This is a genomic window from Thalassospira sp. A3_1 (assembly GCF_017744215.1).
Taxonomy (GTDB): domain Bacteria; phylum Pseudomonadota; class Alphaproteobacteria; order Rhodospirillales; family Thalassospiraceae; genus Thalassospira; species Thalassospira lucentensis_A.
Window position 1 is genome coordinate 396,002 of sequence record NZ_JAGHQQ010000001.1, and the last position, 18,697, is coordinate 414,698.

The 18,697-nt window shown below is 54.3% G+C and carries 21 protein-coding genes; 9 read left to right on the plus strand and 12 right to left on the minus strand.

What is annotated here, in order from left to right; translation table 11 throughout:
- Window positions 1-3: 3 nt before the first annotated feature.
- The 3 genes from J7395_RS01770 (at window position 4) to J7395_RS01780 (ending at window position 1,714) form a co-directional block, all read left to right on the plus strand.
- Window positions 4-468, plus strand: coding sequence for a nitrate reductase cytochrome c-type subunit (locus tag J7395_RS01770; protein WP_209220343.1), 465 nt, complete (start codon window positions 4-6; stop codon window positions 466-468).
- Between the two features lie 11 nt (window positions 469-479).
- On the plus strand, window positions 480-1,070 hold the full coding sequence (locus tag J7395_RS01775; RefSeq protein WP_209220344.1) for a cytochrome c3 family protein: 591 nt from the start codon (window positions 480-482) through the stop codon (window positions 1,068-1,070).
- 125 nt (window positions 1,071-1,195) lie between these two features.
- Window positions 1,196-1,714 (plus strand): DUF2478 domain-containing protein, encoded by a 519-nt coding sequence (locus J7395_RS01780; RefSeq protein WP_209220345.1) that lies wholly within the window; start codon window positions 1,196-1,198, stop codon window positions 1,712-1,714.
- Between the two features lie 18 nt (window positions 1,715-1,732).
- Here the strand turns inward: J7395_RS01780 and J7395_RS01785 are convergent, their stop codons facing one another.
- The 10 genes from J7395_RS01785 to rfaD all read right to left on the minus strand — a co-directional run bounded on the left by J7395_RS01785 (window position 1,733) and on the right by rfaD (window position 11,600).
- A complete protein-coding gene (locus J7395_RS01785; protein WP_209220346.1) occupies window positions 1,733-2,479 on the minus strand; it encodes a GMP synthase in 747 nt (248 codons plus the stop codon).
- Window positions 2,480-2,637: 158 nt separating this feature from the next.
- The gene (ychF, locus tag J7395_RS01790; protein WP_062948027.1) at window positions 2,638-3,741 is read right to left on the minus strand and encodes a redox-regulated ATPase YchF; all 1,104 of its coding nucleotides are present in this window, start codon (window positions 3,739-3,741) and stop codon (window positions 2,638-2,640) included.
- A 64-nt stretch (window positions 3,742-3,805) separates the two neighbouring features.
- Window positions 3,806-4,579 carry an aminoacyl-tRNA hydrolase gene (pth, locus tag J7395_RS01795; protein ID WP_062948029.1) on the minus strand — a complete coding sequence of 258 codons (774 nt, stop codon included), beginning with the start codon at window positions 4,577-4,579 and terminating at the stop codon, window positions 3,806-3,808.
- Between the two features lie 14 nt (window positions 4,580-4,593).
- Window positions 4,594-5,214: a 50S ribosomal protein L25/general stress protein Ctc gene (locus J7395_RS01800; RefSeq protein ID WP_062948031.1), complete on the minus strand. Its 621-nt coding sequence runs from the start codon at window positions 5,212-5,214 to the stop codon at window positions 4,594-4,596.
- 122 nt (window positions 5,215-5,336) lie between these two features.
- Window positions 5,337-6,269: a ribose-phosphate pyrophosphokinase gene (locus J7395_RS01805; protein WP_062948033.1), complete on the minus strand. Its 933-nt coding sequence runs from the start codon at window positions 6,267-6,269 to the stop codon at window positions 5,337-5,339.
- Window positions 6,270-6,586: 317 nt separating this feature from the next.
- Window positions 6,587-7,600 (minus strand): hypothetical protein, encoded by a 1,014-nt coding sequence (locus J7395_RS01810; protein ID WP_209220347.1) that lies wholly within the window; start codon window positions 7,598-7,600, stop codon window positions 6,587-6,589.
- A 112-nt stretch (window positions 7,601-7,712) separates the two neighbouring features.
- The gene (pgeF, locus tag J7395_RS01815; RefSeq protein WP_209220348.1) at window positions 7,713-8,534 is read right to left on the minus strand and encodes a peptidoglycan editing factor PgeF; all 822 of its coding nucleotides are present in this window, start codon (window positions 8,532-8,534) and stop codon (window positions 7,713-7,715) included.
- An 11-nt stretch (window positions 8,535-8,545) separates the two neighbouring features.
- Window positions 8,546-9,673, minus strand: a complete 1,128-nt coding sequence (locus tag J7395_RS01820) for a class I SAM-dependent methyltransferase (protein WP_209220349.1) — start codon at window positions 9,671-9,673, stop codon at window positions 8,546-8,548.
- On the minus strand, window positions 9,670-10,521 hold the full coding sequence (gene lgt / locus J7395_RS01825) for a prolipoprotein diacylglyceryl transferase (protein WP_209220999.1): 852 nt from the start codon (window positions 10,519-10,521) through the stop codon (window positions 9,670-9,672). Before lgt ends, J7395_RS01820 begins: the two co-directional genes overlap by 4 nt.
- 92 nt (window positions 10,522-10,613) lie before the next feature.
- Entirely contained in the window at window positions 10,614-11,600 is a 987-nt protein-coding gene (rfaD, locus tag J7395_RS01830) for an ADP-glyceromanno-heptose 6-epimerase (RefSeq protein ID WP_062948041.1), read from the minus strand.
- Window positions 11,601-11,830: 230 nt separating this feature from the next.
- Here rfaD and J7395_RS01835 point away from each other — a divergent pair, with 230 nt between their 5' ends.
- From J7395_RS01835 to J7395_RS01860, 6 genes are all read left to right on the plus strand, one after another.
- Complete coding sequence (locus tag J7395_RS01835; RefSeq protein ID WP_209220350.1) at window positions 11,831-12,148, plus strand: accessory factor UbiK family protein; 318 nt, start codon at window positions 11,831-11,833, stop codon at window positions 12,146-12,148.
- Window positions 12,149-12,338: 190 nt separating this feature from the next.
- Entirely contained in the window at window positions 12,339-12,845 is a 507-nt protein-coding gene (locus J7395_RS01840; RefSeq protein ID WP_209220351.1) for a YbjN domain-containing protein, read from the plus strand.
- Window positions 12,846-13,192: 347 nt separating this feature from the next.
- Window positions 13,193-14,008 (plus strand): pyrroline-5-carboxylate reductase, encoded by an 816-nt coding sequence (gene proC / locus J7395_RS01845; protein WP_209220352.1) that lies wholly within the window; start codon window positions 13,193-13,195, stop codon window positions 14,006-14,008.
- Window positions 14,009-14,032: 24 nt separating this feature from the next.
- The gene (locus J7395_RS01850) at window positions 14,033-14,737 is read left to right on the plus strand and encodes a TetR/AcrR family transcriptional regulator (RefSeq protein WP_209220353.1); all 705 of its coding nucleotides are present in this window, start codon (window positions 14,033-14,035) and stop codon (window positions 14,735-14,737) included.
- A 199-nt stretch (window positions 14,738-14,936) separates the two neighbouring features.
- Window positions 14,937-15,389 carry a TIGR01841 family phasin gene (gene phaP / locus J7395_RS01855; protein ID WP_062948051.1) on the plus strand — a complete coding sequence of 151 codons (453 nt, stop codon included), beginning with the start codon at window positions 14,937-14,939 and terminating at the stop codon, window positions 15,387-15,389.
- 166 nt (window positions 15,390-15,555) lie between these two features.
- Window positions 15,556-15,900, plus strand: coding sequence for a tRNA-binding protein (locus J7395_RS01860; protein WP_114109664.1), 345 nt, complete (start codon window positions 15,556-15,558; stop codon window positions 15,898-15,900).
- A 76-nt stretch (window positions 15,901-15,976) separates the two neighbouring features.
- Here J7395_RS01860 and J7395_RS01865 read toward each other — a convergent pair whose 3' ends face one another.
- Window positions 15,977-17,467 (minus strand): PAS domain-containing methyl-accepting chemotaxis protein, encoded by a 1,491-nt coding sequence (locus J7395_RS01865; RefSeq protein ID WP_209220354.1) that lies wholly within the window; start codon window positions 17,465-17,467, stop codon window positions 15,977-15,979.
- Window positions 17,468-17,644: 177 nt separating this feature from the next.
- Window positions 17,645-18,421 carry a ferredoxin--NADP reductase gene (locus J7395_RS01870; RefSeq protein ID WP_062948056.1) on the minus strand — a complete coding sequence of 259 codons (777 nt, stop codon included), beginning with the start codon at window positions 18,419-18,421 and terminating at the stop codon, window positions 17,645-17,647.
- Window positions 18,422-18,697: the final 276 nt, after the last annotated feature.

Consider the following 18,697-nt stretch of genomic DNA (forward strand, 5'->3'; position numbering starts at 1 on the left):
ACCATGAAAATGACCCCGAAATGGCTCATGACGCTGGCGATTATTGCAATTGCTGGCGCGGCATATGCCGCCGAACCGATCACCACCCTGCGCAATACCGCCCCCGATCAGGAAAGCGCGGCCCCACGGATCAGCAACTTCGAGGATACGGACCAGAAACGTCCGCGCAATTATCCCGAACAGCCGCCAACCATCCCGCACGATATCGAAGGATATCAGATCGATAAAAACGCCAATAAATGCCTGTCATGCCATGCGCGGTCGCGCACCGGCGAAAGCGGCGCACCGATGGTTTCGATCACCCATTTCATGGATCGGGACGGTCAGTTTTTGGCCGCGGTCAGCCCGCGGCGCTATTTCTGCACGCAGTGCCATGTGTCCCAACGTCAGGTCGAGCCGCTGGTCGGCAACAGCTTTGTCGATATTGATGCATTGCTGCCCAATAACAGCACGCGGATCGCGGAATAGGGAGATTGCCAATGTTCGATCTTCTGAAACGCTACTGGAAGGTCCTGAATTCACCAAGCGTGCATTTCAGCCTCGCCTTTTTGACGCTGGGCGGCTTCGTTGCCGGTGTTATCTTCTGGGGCGGGTTCAACACCGCACTCGAAGCAACAAATACCGAAAAGTTCTGCATTTCATGTCATGAAATGCGGGACAACGTTTTTGCCGAACTTAAATCAACCATCCACTATTCCAACCGGTCCGGTGTGCGCGCCACCTGTCCGGATTGTCATGTTCCACATGAATGGACTGACAAGATTGCCCGCAAGATGCAGGCATCCAAGGAAGTCTGGGGCAAGATTTTCGGCACCATCAGCACACGCGACAAGTTTGTTGAAAAGCGTCTTGAACTGGCCCAGCACGAATGGGCCCGGCTGAAAGCCAACAATTCGCTGGAATGCCGTAACTGCCATTCTGCTGAATCGATGGACATCACCCGCCAAAGCCCCCGTGCCGTCGAAGCGCACGAGAATTTTTTGTTCACCGGCGAAAAGACATGTATCGACTGTCACAAAGGGATCGCGCATCATCTGCCTGACATGTCGGGTGTTCCCGAGTGGCAGTAACCGATTTTCCGGCGTGATCGTACTCCTGTGGCGATCACGCCGAAATCCGCGCGAAGGACGCACGATGACGTTGACGATACTTGGTAGTACCGAAATTTCGCAAAATGGCGACCGGGGATAAATCCATGCTGGCTGGTATCCCCTTTCTTCCCAAAGACGGTATCGACGATCTGCTGGATCGTTTGGCAAATCACGTCGTTGCCAAGGGGCAACGCGTCGCGGGTTATGTGCAGAAACGCCGTGCTGACCGTGATTGCGGGACTCTGGTTTATGTCCGCAATCTTGGCACCGGTCATGAAATGCCGATTACCAAAAATCGCGGTTCAATGGCGCGTGGCTGCAAGCTTGATAGCGATGCATTGGCAACCCTGTCAGAACAGCTTGAAGGCGATCTGGATCATACCCCCGATATCCTGATCATCGGGCGGTTTGGACGCAGCGAAGCCGACGGGCGCGGATTGCGCGATGTGATATCAAAGGCGATGGATTTGGGAATTCCGGTACTGGTCGGTGTTCGCGATGAATATGACGCCGCCTGGCAGGGCTTCCACGGTGGCTATGCTCAAACCCTGCCCTTTGACGAGGCCTCAATCATCACCTGGTGGCAGGAACAGGCACAGGAACGCGAAACCCAGAACGCCTGACGACCATAAGGTCGCATCCTAAACGCTGCATGCACCAAGGCTTGAATCGACAATAACCCGCTCGTCGATCAGCACACGCGTCGCAAAGCTTTCAAACCACGCGCCAAATGCCGCGTCATATTTCGCGCGCCCGGCACGTTGCTGATCAGGGTTCTGACCATTCGGTCGTTCCGTCTTCTCCGCCGATTTCGCAAGCCAGCGTTCATGCGTTTCATCATCAACTTCGGGATGGAACTGAATGCCCCAGATGCGGTTATCTATATGATAGGCCTGATTGGGGAAAACCGAACCGCGGGCCATTAGTTCAGCCCCGTCAGGAAGCTCGAACCCTTCACTGTGCCAGTGATAAACCATCATTTCATTTGGGAAGAGGTCACGCCCGGCTTCGGTTGCCTCAACCGGGTAATAACCGATTTCAGTCATTCCGTCGGAACGGGGTGAAACTGAAGCCCCCAGATGGCGCGCCATCAATTGCGCACCAAGGCAAATGCCCAGATACATCACATTGCTGTTCACGACATGGGGCAGCCATTCCATGATTCTGGCAACATTGGCTTCATGATCATCATTGGCACTCATCGGGCCACCAAAGACAATCGCCAGATGGTAGCCCGCCATATCGGTTGGTAATGCGTCGCCTTCACCCGGACGGCGAATATCGAACTCATACCCGTACCGCCGCAAAACGGCCCCCACCCGACCGGGCTGACCGGTGGCAGAGTTGAAAACCATCAAAACGCGTTTCACGGGACTTAATTCATTCATACCGACCTCGTTGCTGCGACAGCGAAATGTTGGCGGTTTAGAACCGTTTTGACAAGCCCCGAGACCCTAAAAGGCAAAACAACATGACAAAAGGCCACCGCATTTCCGCGATGGCCTTCGGGGTATTTCCCAATCGTCGTATAATGCCGTAAAACGGCTTAGACGTTGAATTTAAAGTGGAAGATGTCACCGTCCTTGACGATGTAGGTCTTGCCTTCCTGACGCAGCTTACCGTTATCACGCGCACCGGCTTCACCGTTAAATGCGATGAAATCGTCATAGGCAATGGTTTCGGCCTTGATGAAACCACGTTCAAAATCGGTATGGATCACGCCAGCCGCGTTCGGGGCGGTTGCGCCAGAATGAACCGTCCATGCGCGTGCCTCTTTCGGGCCAACGGTGAAGAAGGTCAAAAGATTCAGCAGCTTGTAGCCTTCGCGAATAACACGCGTCAGACCGGTTTCTTCAAGACCAAGGCCTTCAAGGAATTCTTTCTTGTCTTCGGCACTATCGAGAAGGGCAACTTCGGACTCAATCGCGGCTGAAATCACGACCGAACGCGCACCCTGAGAAGCGGCCATTTCGGCAACCTTGGCCGAAAGCGCATTGCCATCGGCCGCACTGTCTTCATCCACGTTGCAAGCATAAAGGACCGGCTTGCTGGTCAGAAGCTGCAACATGCGAAACGCCTTGGCTTCGTCTTCGTTGTTGATTTCAACAACACGGGCTGGCTTGCCTTCGCGCAGGGCTTCAAGCGTACGTTCGATCAGTTCCAGCGACAGCTTGGCGTCTTTATCACCACCCTTGGCACGTTTCTGAAGGCCGGTAACGCGCTTTTCAAGGCTGTCCATATCGGCCAGCATCAATTCGGTTTCGATGGTTTCCGCATCGCGTACAGGATCGACCGAACCTTCCACATGAGTGATGTCGCCGTCTTCGAAGCACCGCAGAACATGCACGATCGCATCGGTTTCGCGGATATTGGCCAGGAACTGGTTGCCAAGCCCCTCGCCCTTCGACGCACCGCGCACCAGACCCGCGATATCAACGAATTCAAGCTGGGTCGGGATGATGGTCGCCGACTTGCCGATGGCTGCAATCTTGTCAAGGCGTTCATCAGGGACGCTGACCCGACCGGTGTTCGGTTCGATGGTACAGAACGGGAAGTTCGCTGCCTCGGCAGCGGCCGTCTGTGTCAGGGCGTTAAACAGGGTCGATTTACCAACGTTGGGCAGACCGACAATACCGCATTTGAATCCCATCTTTTCCGGGCTCCGTCACTTCTAATGTGTCTGAAACAGGATGGGGCTGGCCCCGATCCCGATGCTATTTTTTTTTGTTAAAGGCGCGTGCCAGTGCCTGCGCCATGGCAGTTGCGGCATTGCTGACCGGGGTGTCGGGTTTGCCTTCGACCTCCGGCGCGTCAGACGCACCTTTATCTTCGATCTTGCCGTCGCCTTCTTTTACAGCGTCGGCCAATTGTTCACCCGCTGCAGCCGGTTTCGGCTTTTTCTCGGCCTTGGGTTTTGGCGGCGAGACAATGTGCGAAACCTTGCTCATAAAGCCGCCGTCGTCCCCCTTGACGAGACGCGGGAATTCAAGCGCGACACCATCCAGCAGCGCCATAAGCCAGCCGTTCTGTTCGGCCTTGGAAAAATCGCCCAGAACATGCCCGTGAACACGTTCCTTTTCTCCGGGATGGCCAATGCCAAGCCGCACACGGCGATATTCCTTGCCACAATGGGCATCGATGGATCGCAATCCGTTATGCCCGCCATGGCCGCCGCCGCGTTTGACGCGCAGCTTGCCCGGTGGAAGATCCAGCTCGTCATGCAGGACAATAACGTCTTCGATCGGAATTTTGTAAAAACGCAGGACTTCGCCAACACTTTGCCCTGAAAGGTTCATGAAAGTTTCGGGCTTTAACACCAGAACTTTTTGACCGTTCACTTCACCTTCGGACAATTGCCCCTGAAATTTCTTGCGCCAGGGGCCAAAAGAATGACGGCGGACGAGTTCGTCCGCCGCCATAAAGCCGATATTGTGGCGATTGGCGGCATATCCCGAACCCGGGTTCCCCAATCCAATCACCAGTAACATCGTAGACCTCGATCTTATTCTTCGGTCGCTTCTTCTTCGTCGTCGCTTTCGGCATTTTCTTCCGATTTCAGCGCAGACGGAGCAGCAACAGTCGCAACCGTGAAGTCACGGTCGGTAATGGTGAGTTCGACACCTTTCGGCAGTTTGATCGCCGAAATGTGAATCGAGTCGCCAACTTCGACACCAGTCAGATCGAAGACGAGTTCTTCCGGAATGGCACTCGGTGCACATTCGACTTCGACATCGTGACGAACGATGTTCAGAACGCCGCCTTTTTTCAGCCCCGGGGATTTCTCTTCGTTAACGAAGCGAACCGGGACTTCAACGGTCATGGTCTGACCTTTTGCGAAACGCAGGAAGTCGACATGGATCGGCGCATCCGTCACTTTGTCGAACTGTACGTCGCGTGGCAGGACTTCGTAGGTTTCTTTGCCAATCTTGACATCAAGAATGTGCGAGAAGAAACCCTGCTTGTGCAGAAGTTTGTTGAGCGGACGCGGGTCAATCTGGAACAGAACAGGTTCCTGTTTTGCTCCGTAAATGACACCAGGGACCATACCGGCACGACGCACGGCACGGGCGGCCCCCTTTCCGGCCCGTTCACGGATTTCCGCAGTGATAACAGTGTTTGCCATCGGAAAATCTCCTTGAACTAAAAACATATTGCGACCGTGGGCTGGTGCAAATCACCGGTGAAAACCCACGAAAGCAAACGCGCTGGCCTCCAGGGGTGCCAGCGCAGCAGCGCCTTATACCCTCAATCGAAAAGAACGGAAACAGATTTTTCTTCCGAAATTCGACGAATGGCTTCGGCCATCAAAGGCGCAATCGGAAGCTGACGAATTTTCGAGCAGCCACGTACCGCTTCAGACGCCTTGATCGAGTCCGTCGTCACAACCTCGGTCATCGGCGAATTGGCGATACGTTCAACAGCCGGGCCCGACAGAACGCCATGCGAAACATAGGCCGCAACCGATGCCGCACCGCGCTCTTTAAGGGCGGTCGCGGCATTGCAAAGGGTACCTGCCGAATCAACGATGTCGTCAACCAGAATGCAGGCAGCATCCTTGACGTCACCGATAACATGCATGACTTCCGACACACCGGCCTGCGGGCGACGTTTGTCGATGATCGCCAGTTCCGCATCCAGACGTTTTGCAACGGAACGCGCACGTGCCACACCACCGACGTCAGGGCTGACGATCACCAGTTTCTGGCCTTCGAACTTGTTGCGGATGTCGCTGGTCAGTACCGGGGACGCAAACAGGTTATCGAGCGGAATATCGAAGAAGCCCTGAATCTGACCGGCATGAAGGTCCATGGTCAGAACGCGGTCTGCACCGGCAACCGTGATCAGGTTGGCAACCAGTTTGGCCGAAATCGGGGTACGGGGACCCGATTTACGATCCTGGCGCGCATAACCGAAATACGGAAGAACGGCAGTGATACGACGGGCCGAACCACGGCGCAGTGCATCAAGAACCACAAGAAGTTCCATCAGATGGTCGTTTGCAGGGAAAGAGGTGCTCTGAATGACAAAAACGTCCTCACCGCGGACGTTTTCCTGTATTTCACACCAGATTTCCTGATCGGAGAATCGCTTGAGATCTGCACGGGTCAGCGGCAGGTTCAAGTGATCAGCAATGGCCTCAGACAGCGGGCGGTTGCTGTTACAAGCGAGGATCTTCATGGCGGGGCCTCGGTTAATGGGTGCCGGGAAAGTGAATAAATCTAATGTCCTGTACGGTACAGGCCGGATGCAAACTTGCCGGTAACAGATCCCGTCACGTCTTTCCTGTCGTCCACCTGACCATAAAATTCGGCGCTTTCGCCTTCCGGTCCAACGACATATCCACGACACTCAAAGACCAATAATTAGCAAGTCCACATATCAGTGAACCGCGGCGGTGTTATAACCAGCCGTTAACAGTCTGTAAATGGTCGCGGTACCGAATATCGACAAGGCAGTCATGCAGATTGACGCAATTCAGAACGATAAACCCGCCATCAGCGCGACGATACCGTCTTTTTATCGGATTTAAGGATCATGCCCTTTTTTCGGGCCACCTGATTAAGCGCACCTTCAAGCGCATCGACGGCCGCCTGTGCCGCAATCGATGCCACCGATCCCCAGCGTTCATCAAGCCGGCCACGCGGCACGACATTGTTTTGCGCCATCTGGCCCAATTCGGTACCATCCGGATCCATGATCACCCAGTCGATCTGAACCTGATCAAGCGGTGTGGTGGTTTTGCGTTCCACCGGTTTAACCGAAATGGTCGCCGACAATATGATTGATCTGTCGTCAATCGCATCGTCAACCTCGATCCCCTTGGCCCGCAACAGAGCCCCCGCCGACCTTGCCAGTGCCTCGTTACCGTCGCCCGGTGCCCCGGCAAAATCAACAAGCGCGATCTTGACCACCGGCGCCCCGGCAAGCTGGGAACGATCGCCTGAAATCAGAAACGCGATCCGCTCAGCCGGTTTGGCCACCAGTTCATCATAGGCTTTTTCTGCCGGATCAACCTTTTCCCCCTTAAGGTCGCGGACCTTGTCGACAAGCTCCTTGGGCACGGCAAGGTTGGTTTCTTCGGGTCCGTTCGGAACTTGTGCGAACCAGTAGTCGGACTGCAATTCACCGGCACCGCGCGCGGTATCAATCGCCAATCCTTCCGGATTCATCAAAACCCACGTGACATCGATATAGGCCGCATCCCCTTCGGCAAGGCGGGATTCGACATTGGGCCGCAGAATGAAATCGCCGCCGATCTGGCTGTCGCTATAGGCCGGGATATCAAGATTACGAAGCGCGCGCGCCATGGCACGCGTCAAATGCACAGATGCCCCTTCAGGCAGGTCGTCGCCAATCTCGACCCGGACCGTATTGGTATCGCGCAGCTCAAGCAGGGCTGGATCGCCCTCCCGCCCGGCCCCCTCGAACGGACGCGGCAAATCACCGCAAGCCGCAAGCGGCACAACAAGCATCATGACAAGGGGCAAAATCCGGATTGCAGAAATCATCTATTCAAATTCACCGCGTCACATCAAAACGCAGCCGACCATGGCTGCAATGATCATAAAGAAGAACAGCATGATCAAATGGGGCATAGCATGTTTCCTCGCAATCCCGGGATCACGAACCGGTCAGCATGATCGCTGATAACTGCCGTCCGTAATCGGGTTCGCCGCGAAGCGTCGTACGGCGATAGCTGTAAAACAATTCTTCTTCGGCAAGGGTATCGCGTGCCACCAGTTCGACTGCTTCAATGCGGGTCGCCATGGTCCGGCGACGCACATATTCCGGCAGATCGAACATGAAATGACCATCGCGTACTGACGGATCAAAAATATCCTCGTCCCCGGCTGGTCCCGACAGGATCGTATCGCGGAACTTGGCATCGACTTCGTAGGACGGTCGGGCAATGCACGGCCCAACCACAGCCGATATATTGTCACGCGACGCACCAAGTTTTTCCATGGCAGTGACTGTTGCCTCGGATATCCCGGCAAACGACCCGCGCCATCCCGAATGGCACGCCCCGATCACACCGGCCTTTGCATCATGAAACAAAACGGGTGTGCAGTCGGCAGTCAGGATACCCAACATCACATCGGGCCGGTCGGTTACCATCGCGTCGGCCTTGGGCGCTTCTTCGCGATCAAGCGGGCGTTTCAGCACCGCGACATCAATCCCGTGCACTTGATAAACTGTGGTTAGACGGTCGGCCTTCGTACCGAATGCCTTTGCTGCACGTGCGCGATTTTCCGCAACCCGTTCGCGGCTGTCATCGGATCCGAAACCGACATTTAGTCCGCTATGAATGCCGTCACTCACCCCGCCCTTGCGAGTCAGGAAACCATGACGCAGGCCATCTTTATTCTGCAGGCTTTCGGCCTCAATCCACATCAGGCCATCCTCATTGCGTTCAATTCCACGGGTCGTCTGGCTGGACATCGAAAACTCCGTTATCCTTCGGCGCCGCTGACACAGGGCGGCGGTGCAGTTTCGCGACCATATCCGATCAGCACTTTAAAAAGTGTTCCCATTTGATCGGCATCAATCAGGCGCGCAAGGGCCGCGTCAATCGACCTCGCCTGCACGTCATCGGCATTCTCTTTCAAAAGTTCGGCACGCTGTTCAATGCCTAGCATCCTAAGGAACGTACCCTGGGTCAGAACCGCCCCGATCCGTGCATCTGCCTCAAGCATCGCCCGTCCGATAGCAGCAAAATCGACATGCGCAGTCAGGTCCGCATCACCGGGCTGTTCGAGAACCGGATGATATTTATGGTCCTTAAGCGCCTGCAAAGTGTCGCCAAACGCGCTATGTGGATGGCCGTAATCGATAAACAATGCCGCCCCGCCAACCTCGTTCAGACGGCGCGCGACCTGATCGGCAATCGCAATGGCCGCCGGGCAGCTTTCGAAAATATCGCCGGGCTTTGCGGTTCCGCGCAAGATCGCCGGAACCAGCGCATCCGTCACCGGCGTTTCCGCCCCGCGCACGAATCCAAGTTCACCGGTATTGGCATCCACCCCAACCAGCCGTTCGGACCAGCCATGGCTTGCGCGTTCAAACTGGCGGACCGGCAGGGCATCGAAAAATTCGTTGCCGATCACAATCATCGGCGCATTGCCACTGACCGGAATATCGTCAAATGCCTCGTGCCAGGTTGCGGGAATACCATAGGGCATGATCGCGGTTTGCTGATGGGTTCTAAGGACCGGGCTGGTCTCGACAAACCGCACTGTCAGGGCATCGGAAAGCCCCGGGACATTACGCACCGCGCGCAGGGCATCGGCCATCAATGTGCCACGCCCCGGTCCCAGTTCCACAAGGTTGACCTTGCGCGGGCTTCCCATCTGCTGCCACGTTACCGCCGCCCACAGCCCTATAAGTTCGCCAAACATCTGGCTGATTTCGGGTGCGGTAATGAAATCGCCCTTGCGTCCGAACGGGTCCTGTTTACGGTAATAGCCGTGCTCGGGATGGGCCAACGCCTCGTTCATGAAATCGGCAATCGTGATCGGCCCGTCAAGCGCGATCCGCCGTTTCAAATGGTCGAGCAATGGTTTGTCGGAACTCCCGGTCACGCCTTCTGTCCGTCTTTTGCCTGATCGTCTTTCGGAAGTTTCCGCGTTTCAATCGGTGCGGCTTGCATCGCATAGATAATGCCACCCACCCCGACAAGAACCATCGGGATCGACAACAACTGCCCCATGGTTGCCCCGAATGTCAGGAAACCAAGCTGTGCATCTGGTTGACGGAAAAACTCTACTATGATGCGCGAAATGCCATAACCGGCGACGAACGTTCCGCCAAGTATCCCCGGACGATGGCGGACATAGGCGCTACGCGACAGAGCGAACAGGACGATAAACAGGATCAGACCTTCAAGCGCTGCCTCGTAAAGCTGGCTGGGGTGGCGTGGTTCCGGCCCGCCATGCGGGAACACCATGCCAAGCGGGGAATCGGTTACACGGCCAAACAGCTCGCCATTGATGAAATTGGCGATCCGCCCGAAAAACAGCCCGATCGGGGTTGCCACCGCCGCCGCATCCAGCACCGCCAGAATGGAAATACCGCGTTTACGCGCAAACAGGATGATCGCAACGATCACGCCCATGAACCCGCCATGGAACGCCATGCCACCCTGCCATACCTTCAGGATATTGGCCGGGTTTTCAATGTAATATTCCAGATTGTAAAACAGGATATATCCCAGCCGTCCGCCAAGAATGACGCCAAGCGTCGCCCAGAAAAGCAAATCATCGATGTCGCGTTTGCTCATGATATTGGGCGTCTTGGTGCAGTAATAGACGACATAACGCCAGCCAAGCAGCAACCCGGCAATATAGGCAAGGGCATACCAGCGGATTGCAATCGGACCGATAGAGATCGCGATCGGATCAATCGCCGGAAAGGCTAGGCTTAGCATCAGGGGAAACTCCGTGACGTATGTGTGTTTATTTACCGACTGGTCGCAAACGATCAGGGCAGGAACATGGCAAGCCGTCCCCACCCCGCATCGGCTTAACGGAACGGGTCCTCGGTCGCGAGGTAATCCTGAATATATTGACGCACCCCTTCTTCAAGCGGGGTCATGTTCGCGCCGTATCCGCGCGCGCGCAGCTTGGCCATATTGGCCTCGGTGAAATACTGGTATTTGTCGCGGATGCTTTCGGGAGTTGGCACGTACTGGATATCGGGTTCCTTGCCGATCGCGCTAAACACCGAAAGCGCCAGATCCTTGAAGCTACGCGCCTTGCCAGTGCCAACATTGAACAGGTCGCTGACCTGCGGATTGTCGTAAAGCCACATGATGATGTCGACAACATCCCCGACCCAGACAAAATCGCGAAGCTGCCCGCCATCCTCGTAATCGGGATGGTGCGATTTGAAAAGAGTTGCGGTTTCACCTGCCGAAAGCTTGTCAAACATCTGTGACACGACCGACCGCATGCCGCCCTTGTGATATTCGTTCGGGCCATAGACGTTAAAGAATTTAAGCCCGGCCCACTGTTTCGGTCGGAAACCGTTCTGATCAAGGATGGTCCGAAACCGGCGATCGGTTGCATGTTTTGACCAGCCATAGGCATTAAGCGGTGCCAGTTTTGCCAGATCGGCCTGATCGAAACTGTCGTCAAAGCCCTGCTTGCCATCGCCATAGGTCGCCGCCGACGACGCATAGATCAAACGTGACGAATGCCGTGCGCACCATTCCCAAAGCCATGTCGTCAGCTTGTAATTGTTCTGTACGATCTTGTCCGCGTCGCGTTCGGTTGTGGCCGAAATCGCGCCCATGTGGAAAATCGCATCAACGTCGTTATTATGCGCTTCAAGGAACGCCGGAAGATCATCGGGATGCACGATATCGCGCAGATTACGCTTGGCGATATTTTTCCATTTGATCCCATCACGCAGGCGATCAACAACCACAATGTCGGTTTCGCCGCGTTCTTCAAGGGCCGCCACGATATTGGACCCGATAAATCCGGCTCCTCCGGTTACGATCAGCATTGCATTCTCCTCGCGGCGCCTTGTCTTATGCAGCCTTTTGGGCAGTCGATTGTAAAAACTGACAACTTTATAGGCCCCGCCCTGATCTGGAGCAAGAAAAGCTGTTTGTTTTTCCTCTATATCCGGCGGATCGACGATCAACTTGCCTTGATAACCCTAACACCCATATTATGCGCATGTTTTGCGGATATGCCGTAACAGCCGATATTGCCCGAAAGACGGAGACAAAGATGCAGATCAATAACCGTATTCTTGACGACCTGACCCGTGTCACCAATTCCGCATTGGGTACCATGACCGGCATGAAGGGCGAGATCGATGCACTTGTCCGTCAGCAGTTTGAAAAGATTCTGGCCGGTATGGATATGGTTACACGCGAAGAATTTGACGTCGTGCACGATGTCGCGATCCGTGCTGCCGAACGTATTGACGGCCTCGAAGCCAGAATTGCCGAACTTGAACAACGTCTGGCAAAGGCCGAGAAACCGGTGGCAAAAACGGCTCCCAAACGCGCCAGCAGAAAACCGGCTGCAAAAAAAGACGCATAACCGGGAAATCATCCCCACATACAGGCAAGGAAAGCCGTTCATAACAGGGTCGCGGAAAGGTCGGCCGGGAACCGCGGATTGCCGATCACATGAAATTCATTTCTGTCCTGCGTCGCGGGGCGGTTGAAACGCGGCGGGCACCGGCATATAGTGCGCGCCCTTTCGCATATGCAGAGACTGGCAAATTTATATGAACGACCATCTGGAAGATATCGGCGACCTTAGCGACGAAAACCCGTTGCTGCTTGTCGAAGATATCGCCCGCACGAATGACTGGCACGTGGAACGTCGCAGCGACGATGAAGTCGTTGTCGAGATCCCGGCACATTGGTGCACGTATCTGGTCTATTTCACCTGGCGCGAAGATGCCGAAGCGCTTCACATTGCCTGCTGCTATGATCTGTTCGTGCCCGAACCACTCCGTCCGCGCATCTATGAATTGCTGGCAAAGTGCAATGAACAGCTTTGGCTCGGCCATTTCGGATTGTGGCTGGATGAAAACATGCCGCTGTTCCGCCATACGCTTTTGTTCGGCGGCGATGTACCACCGATGGTCGAACAGTTCGAAGAACTGATTGATATCGCCGTTTCCGAATGCGAACGCTTTTTCCCGGCCTTCAACTTCGTTCTGGGTCAGGGTAAAACCCCGGACGAGGCATTGACCCATTCCATGCTGGAACCTGTTGGTCAGGCATAGACGGGTTTATCCGCCACGAATTTTTTCAAAGGGTCGGCATCGCTTCGGCCCTTTTTGCTGCTGGCGTTAATTTTTTTTGCGCATCCCACCCAATGTCTGATTCGATATAAATCCCGGCAGGTGTGACGGAATAATCCCCTGAACAACACAAAATCCCGTGTCGGTTACTTCTCTTGGAAAAACACCCCGCGTCACGATATTTGACGGCCGGATTCTGTGAATTTTGTCACTCCCCTTGCCCCTGTCACCGACTTGACCCACCTTGAGAACATCGCTACGGCATTGCATTGCGATTGCTGATCCACACATGTTCGGCAGTCAGGGATGGAAAAATCGGAGCAGATTTGATGAATACGCGTCTATTGCTGGTCGGCTGTGGCAAAATGGGCAGTGCCATGCTGGAAGGCTGGTTGGCCAAAGGGCTTAAATCGGACAATGTCTATATTGTAGAACAGGCCGAAGCCGCCGAAAAACTGTCAACCCGCTATGGCGTTCATGGCATTACCGATGTCACCGAAGTCCCGCAGGATTTCATCCCGCAGGTGATCCTGTTTGCGGTCAAGCCGCAGGTCCTGCCCGATGTGATCGACGGTTACAAACCGCTGGTTCGTGCCGAAACGGTCTTCCTGTCGGTTGCCGCTGGCAAAACCATCGACTTCTTTGCCGGTCACCTGGGCGAGACTGCGCGCATCGTTCGCGCCATGCCCAATACCCCGGCTGCCGTATCGCGTGGCATGACCGTAATGTGCCCGACCGACAATGTCAGCCAGGCACAACGCGACATGTGCGAAACGCTTCTGGCCACCGTCGGCATGGTTTCGTGGGTAAGTGATGAAAGCCTGATGGATGCGGTCACAGCCCTTTCGGGTAGTGGGCCTGCCTATATCTTCCATCTGGTCGAAGCCATGGCCCAGGCTGGTGAGGCTGCCGGTCTTCCTGCCGATCAGGCAATGATGCTCGCGCGCCAGACGGTTGTCGGGGCAGGCTTCCTTCTGGATGCCAGCGAGGAAACCGCATCCACCCTGCGCGAAAATGTCACAAGCCCCGGCGGCACCACGGCCGCCGCTCTTTCGGTACTGATGGATGCGCAGAACGGCCTGCCCGACCTGATGACCCGCGCGGTTGAAGCCGCCCGGAAACGTTCCGTCGAACTGGCGGGATAAGCATAAACAATCAAGGAGACGATCATGCCGGCAAAGAAAGACCCGCAAACCAGACTGATTGATGCAGCCATGGATTTGGCCGCAGCCGGACGCTGGCATGACGTCACCATGATCGACATCGCGCAATCGGCAGGTGTCGATATCGGGGTTGCGTTTGATCATTTCAAAAGCAAGGCCGATATCCTGCGCCAGTTCGTGCGCAGGATCGACCGGATCGTTCTTGCCGATCTTGATCCCGCCGATTTCAACGAGCCCGGTCATGATCGTCTGATCGCGGTGATGATGGCGCGGTTTGATGCGCTGGCACCCTATCGCCCGGCACTTCGCTCCATCGTCGCCAGCGGCGGTGACCTCGGCCCGACTGACACACTGCGTGCGATCAAGACCCATTTCGGCTCGATGCGCTGGATGCTTGATGCCAGCGGCTTCACCACTGGTGGTCTGCATGGCAGCCTGCGTGTAGCCGGGATGGGAACGATTTATGCCCGGTGCTTCAAACAATGGCTCGTTGATGAAACCGCCGATTTCGGACCAACCATGGCCGCCCTTGATCGAGCATTGGCACGCGGCAGTGAATGGGACAAACGCATTGGCACCGGCATTTCCCGACTAAGCCGGGCTTGCGGAAAAATTCAGAAAAAATGTGACCGGTTTGCACAAAAATGTCGCCGTGCCGATCACGCCGAACAGACATCCCCGTCGGCTGAAAATAACAGTACAGCACCCTAACTATCTGATCTGAAACAGAGACCGCACACCGTAACCTAAGGTTACATCATCAGATAAAACCAAAACCATGAAGTTTTTGTGCACTGCAAAATAAACCTTGACGAAACCGGTTCGATCCTTCATATTGCAGTTGAATTTGTGCGGCGCACAATAGCGCCTCATTCCACACCTGTTGCAAATTGTTGATGGAGTGCAAACCATGACCGCCGCAAAAAAGGCAACCAACCCGTTCTTCGATCTCGACTTCACCAAATACACCGCGGATTTCAAGATTCCGGGTGTCGACGTGAACGAGATGATGGCGTTTCAGCGCAAAAACGTTGAAGCCCTGACCAAAGCCAACAAGGTAGCCTTCGACGGTTTCCAGGCTGTTGCTCAGCGTCAGAGCGAAATTTTCAAAACGCTGCTGGATAAAGTTCAGACCCAGGGCAAGGATTTCGCTGCTACTCCTGCTGACAACCCGATGGCTGCTGCTGCAAAGCAGACCGAAGCTGCGAAAGCCGCTTACGAAGAAGCCCTCGCAAATGCCAAGGAACTGTCTGGTCTGGTAAGCAAGTCCCAGGAAGAAGCTCTTGCTCTTCTGCAGACCCGCTTTACCGAATCTCTCGACGAGTTCAAGTCGGCGATCGAAAAGACCGCCACTGCGAAATAATCTAGCTGATAACTTCCCGTTATCAACTTACCGGCAGAGCCTTCTGGCTCTGCCGTTTTTATTTGTGCTTTTGCCCAAACTCCTGATCTGCCCAAACGCGTCGATAAGCCCTTAACGGCAAACTGTGATCCCGCTAATCTGGCTCAAATTCATCGGAGAAAGATTTATGAGCGAGATCAGTTTTGATGACTTCCTGAAAGTGGATATCCGTGTCGGGACCGTCGTCGATGCCCAGGAATTCCCCGAAGCCCGCCGCCCGGCCTTAAAGCTCTGGGTGGATTTCGGACCGGAAATCGGTACCCGGAAGACATCGGCTCAGATCACCAAATATTACACGCCCGAAAGCCTGATCGGGCGTCAGGTTGCCGGTGTGGTAAACTTCCCCAAAAAACAGGTCGGCCCTTTCATGTCCGAATTCCTCTGCCTCGGCTTCCCTGATGACGAGGACGACAAAGGCATTGTCCTGATCGCACCGGAACGCAAAGTGCCCAATGGTGGACGCCTTTTCTGATACGCAAGCCATAACCAGACAAAAAAGGGCGCAGCCGTTGGCTCCGCCCTTCCCCCACCCCGTATTCCGGTTGTTCCTAGCGTGCCAGCACCATCGCTGCTTCACGCGTACGTCCAACGGTTCCAGCAACACTGGTTGCTGACGATTTGATCGCCTCAATGGTCGCTGCAAAACTTTCAACCGAAGTCGCCATGCTTTGCATGTTGCCTGAAACTTCCTGCGTCACGGCGCTCTGTTCTTCCACCGCCGAGGAAATTGTCGTCACGTTGTTCAGAACAGTTTCTACATCGGTACGGATAGATCCCAGCACATCGACAACCTCGGCCGCGATGCCCTGAATCCCACCGATCTCGCCGGAAATCTGTTCGGTTGCCCGGGCGGCCTGGTTGGCAAGGTTCTTGACCTCGGTCGCAACAACGGCAAAACCTTTTCCGGCTTCACCTGCACGCGCGGACTCTATTGTCGCATTAAGCGCAAGTAGATTGATCTGGCTGGCTATATTCTGGATCACTTCAACGATATTGCCCATTGCCGCAACAACTTCGGTCATTTTGTCGGTTGATTGACCAGCCAGAACCGTTTTTTCGAAAACCCGATCGGTGGATGTTCTGGCCTCGGACATACTGCGCGAAATTTCCGCGATTGAGGCCGCCAATTCTTCGGACCCTGCTGCAACGGCCTGAACGTTTGCCGATGTTTCACTGGAAACCGAAACCGCAAAGACCGACTTCTCGTCCAATTGGTACAGACTTTGATCAATTTCAGAAAAATTGTTATCGATCATCGCCTTCAGTTCAATCAGAAGATTGACCTGTTCGGTCACATCGGTTGCGAATTTGACAACCTTGTAAGGCACCCCGTTGGCATCAAAGATCGGGTTATAGGATGCTTCTATCCACACCACGCGTCCGCCCTTGGCGATGCGTTTGAACTGTTGTGATGTAAAATTGCCTGCGCGCAAATCTTTCCAGAAATCCGCGTAATCGGCACCCCTTGCATATTCCGGCTCCACAAACATCCTGTGATGTCGGCCCTGAATTTCCGAAAGCTCATATCCCATCACCGACAGGAAATTGTCGTTCGCGTCCCGAATTGTCCCATCCAGGTCAAATTCGATCACCGCCTGACTGCGGCCGATTGCATCCACCTTGCCATCAAGCTCGGCAAGCTTTTCCTGACGGGCGGTAATATCAGATGCGAATTTGACAATCTTTGCCACCTTCCCCTTCCGGTCAAACACAGGGTTATAGGTTGCCTCGATCCAAACCTGCTTTCCGCTTTTGGTGATACGCGGGAACGCTTGGCTTTTGAATTGGCCCGCTGTCAGGTCTTTCCAGAACAAATCATATTCCGGTGCGTTACGAATTTGGGCCGGCACAAAGATACGATGATGCTTTCCCGTGATTTCCGAAAGGCTGTAGCCCATCAAACTCAGGAAATTATCGTTTGCACGAATGATCGTACCATCCGTTTCAAACTCGATTACAGCCAGCGATTTTTCAAGTGCAACAAGCGTTTCAGAAGCCAGACCATTCTTCTTAGACGAAAAGAAACTCAACATAGACATCACATACCTCATGAAAGGAGTACCAGAACGTCAATGCTGTTGCTGCGATCTGGCTTTTGGTGACGCCATAATTAATACAGATGTATAGGCATCCATATCCCCATATGGGGAGTGCAAAATGACAAAAGCGCACTCGGGGGTGCGCTTTTGTCAAATCACGGATTGCCCTGAAATGCGTTATTTCTCGACAAACGCCTTTTCGATCACGAAATGACCGGGTTCGTTCATGTTGCCTTCCTTGCCGCCCCACTCGATCAGCATCTGGCGGGTTTCGGCAATCATTTCCGGGTTGCCACAAAGCATGAAACGATCATTTTCAAGGGTCGGTTTTTCAAGGCCAAGGTCATCATAAAGCTTGCCCGACTTCATCAGCTCGGTGATGCGGCCCTGGTTTTTAAACTCTTCGCGGGTGACTGTCGGATAATACAGAAGCTTGTTCTGGACATCTTCACCAAAGAACTCATTGTTTGGCAGCTCACTGTGGATGAACTCCTGATAAGCCAGTTCACGAACTTCGCGGCAGCCATGAACAAGAATGACCTTGTCATAACGCTCGTAGGTTTCGTAATCGCGAATGACGCTCATGAACGGTGCCAGACCGGTACCGGTTGACAGCAGCCAAAGGTTTTTGCCCGGCAGCAGGTTATCATGGATCAGGGTTCCGGTCGGCTTGCGCCCGACCAGAATCTTGTCGCCAACCTTGATATGTTGCAAACGCGATGTCAGCGGACCATTCGGCACCTTGATCGAGAAGAATTCAAGTTCTTCGTCGTAATTGGCACTCACCATCGAATAGGCGCGCAAAAGCGGCTTGCCTTCGACTTCGAGTCCGATCATGGCAAACTGACCGTTGATGAACCGGAAACCCGGATCACGGGTGGTTTTGAAGGTGAAGAGAGTGTCAGTCCAGTGATGGACGTAAGTGACTGTTTCTTCGTTTAAATTGCTGGCCATAACGCTGCATCAATCCGTTTCGTCTAGAGCTTTCTACTGGACCGTGGCGGGAACGACGGACACACTTTCCCGGCACTGTATCCATGCCAAGTTGACGCGATTTAACATCAATCAAACGTATATCGCAAGAAAACATTCACTCGTTGTGTGTTTTTATGTAGAACCACAAATAATCATAAAAATTAAGTGTAGAATATTGTCTGACAATAGTGCACGATAATCACATCAGGGATATATCGCAACCGCGAAGTCCCTCTTAGATAGGACAAGATGTGC

Excerpts from the sequence above, each read along its gene's own strand:
- rfaD (WP_062948041.1), bottom strand. The coding sequence starts at position 11,600 with ATGCTGATCGTAACCGGAGGAGCCGGATTTATCGGGTCCAATATCGTG.
- J7395_RS01810 (WP_209220347.1), bottom strand. The coding sequence starts at position 7,600 with ATGATTTCTGCAATCCGGATTTTGCCCCTTGTCATGATGCTTGTTGTG.
- J7395_RS01840 (WP_209220351.1), top strand. The coding sequence starts at position 12,339 with ATGAACGACCATCTGGAAGATATCGGCGACCTTAGCGACGAAAACCCG.
- phaP (WP_062948051.1), top strand. The coding sequence starts at position 14,937 with ATGACCGCCGCAAAAAAGGCAACCAACCCGTTCTTCGATCTCGACTTC.
- J7395_RS01800 (WP_062948031.1), bottom strand. The coding sequence starts at position 5,214 with ATGGCAAACACTGTTATCACTGCGGAAATCCGTGAACGGGCCGGAAAG.
- J7395_RS01805 (WP_062948033.1), bottom strand. The coding sequence starts at position 6,269 with ATGAAGATCCTCGCTTGTAACAGCAACCGCCCGCTGTCTGAGGCCATT.
- J7395_RS01780 (WP_209220345.1), top strand. The coding sequence starts at position 1,196 with ATGCTGGCTGGTATCCCCTTTCTTCCCAAAGACGGTATCGACGATCTG.
- J7395_RS01785 (WP_209220346.1), bottom strand. The coding sequence starts at position 2,479 with ATGAATGAATTAAGTCCCGTGAAACGCGTTTTGATGGTTTTCAACTCT.
- proC (WP_209220352.1), top strand. The coding sequence starts at position 13,193 with ATGAATACGCGTCTATTGCTGGTCGGCTGTGGCAAAATGGGCAGTGCC.
- ychF (WP_062948027.1), bottom strand. The coding sequence starts at position 3,741 with ATGGGATTCAAATGCGGTATTGTCGGTCTGCCCAACGTTGGTAAATCG.
- J7395_RS01870 (WP_062948056.1), bottom strand. The coding sequence starts at position 18,421 with ATGGCCAGCAATTTAAACGAAGAAACAGTCACTTACGTCCATCACTGG.
- J7395_RS01770 (WP_209220343.1), top strand. The coding sequence starts at position 4 with ATGAAAATGACCCCGAAATGGCTCATGACGCTGGCGATTATTGCAATT.
- J7395_RS01835 (WP_209220350.1), top strand. The coding sequence starts at position 11,831 with ATGCAGATCAATAACCGTATTCTTGACGACCTGACCCGTGTCACCAAT.
- J7395_RS01850 (WP_209220353.1), top strand. The coding sequence starts at position 14,033 with ATGCCGGCAAAGAAAGACCCGCAAACCAGACTGATTGATGCAGCCATG.
- J7395_RS01860 (WP_114109664.1), top strand. The coding sequence starts at position 15,556 with ATGAGCGAGATCAGTTTTGATGACTTCCTGAAAGTGGATATCCGTGTC.
- J7395_RS01865 (WP_209220354.1), bottom strand. The coding sequence starts at position 17,467 with ATGTCTATGTTGAGTTTCTTTTCGTCTAAGAAGAATGGTCTGGCTTCT.
- pgeF (WP_209220348.1), bottom strand. The coding sequence starts at position 8,534 with ATGTCCAGCCAGACGACCCGTGGAATTGAACGCAATGAGGATGGCCTG.
- J7395_RS01775 (WP_209220344.1), top strand. The coding sequence starts at position 480 with ATGTTCGATCTTCTGAAACGCTACTGGAAGGTCCTGAATTCACCAAGC.
- pth (WP_062948029.1), bottom strand. The coding sequence starts at position 4,579 with ATGTTACTGGTGATTGGATTGGGGAACCCGGGTTCGGGATATGCCGCC.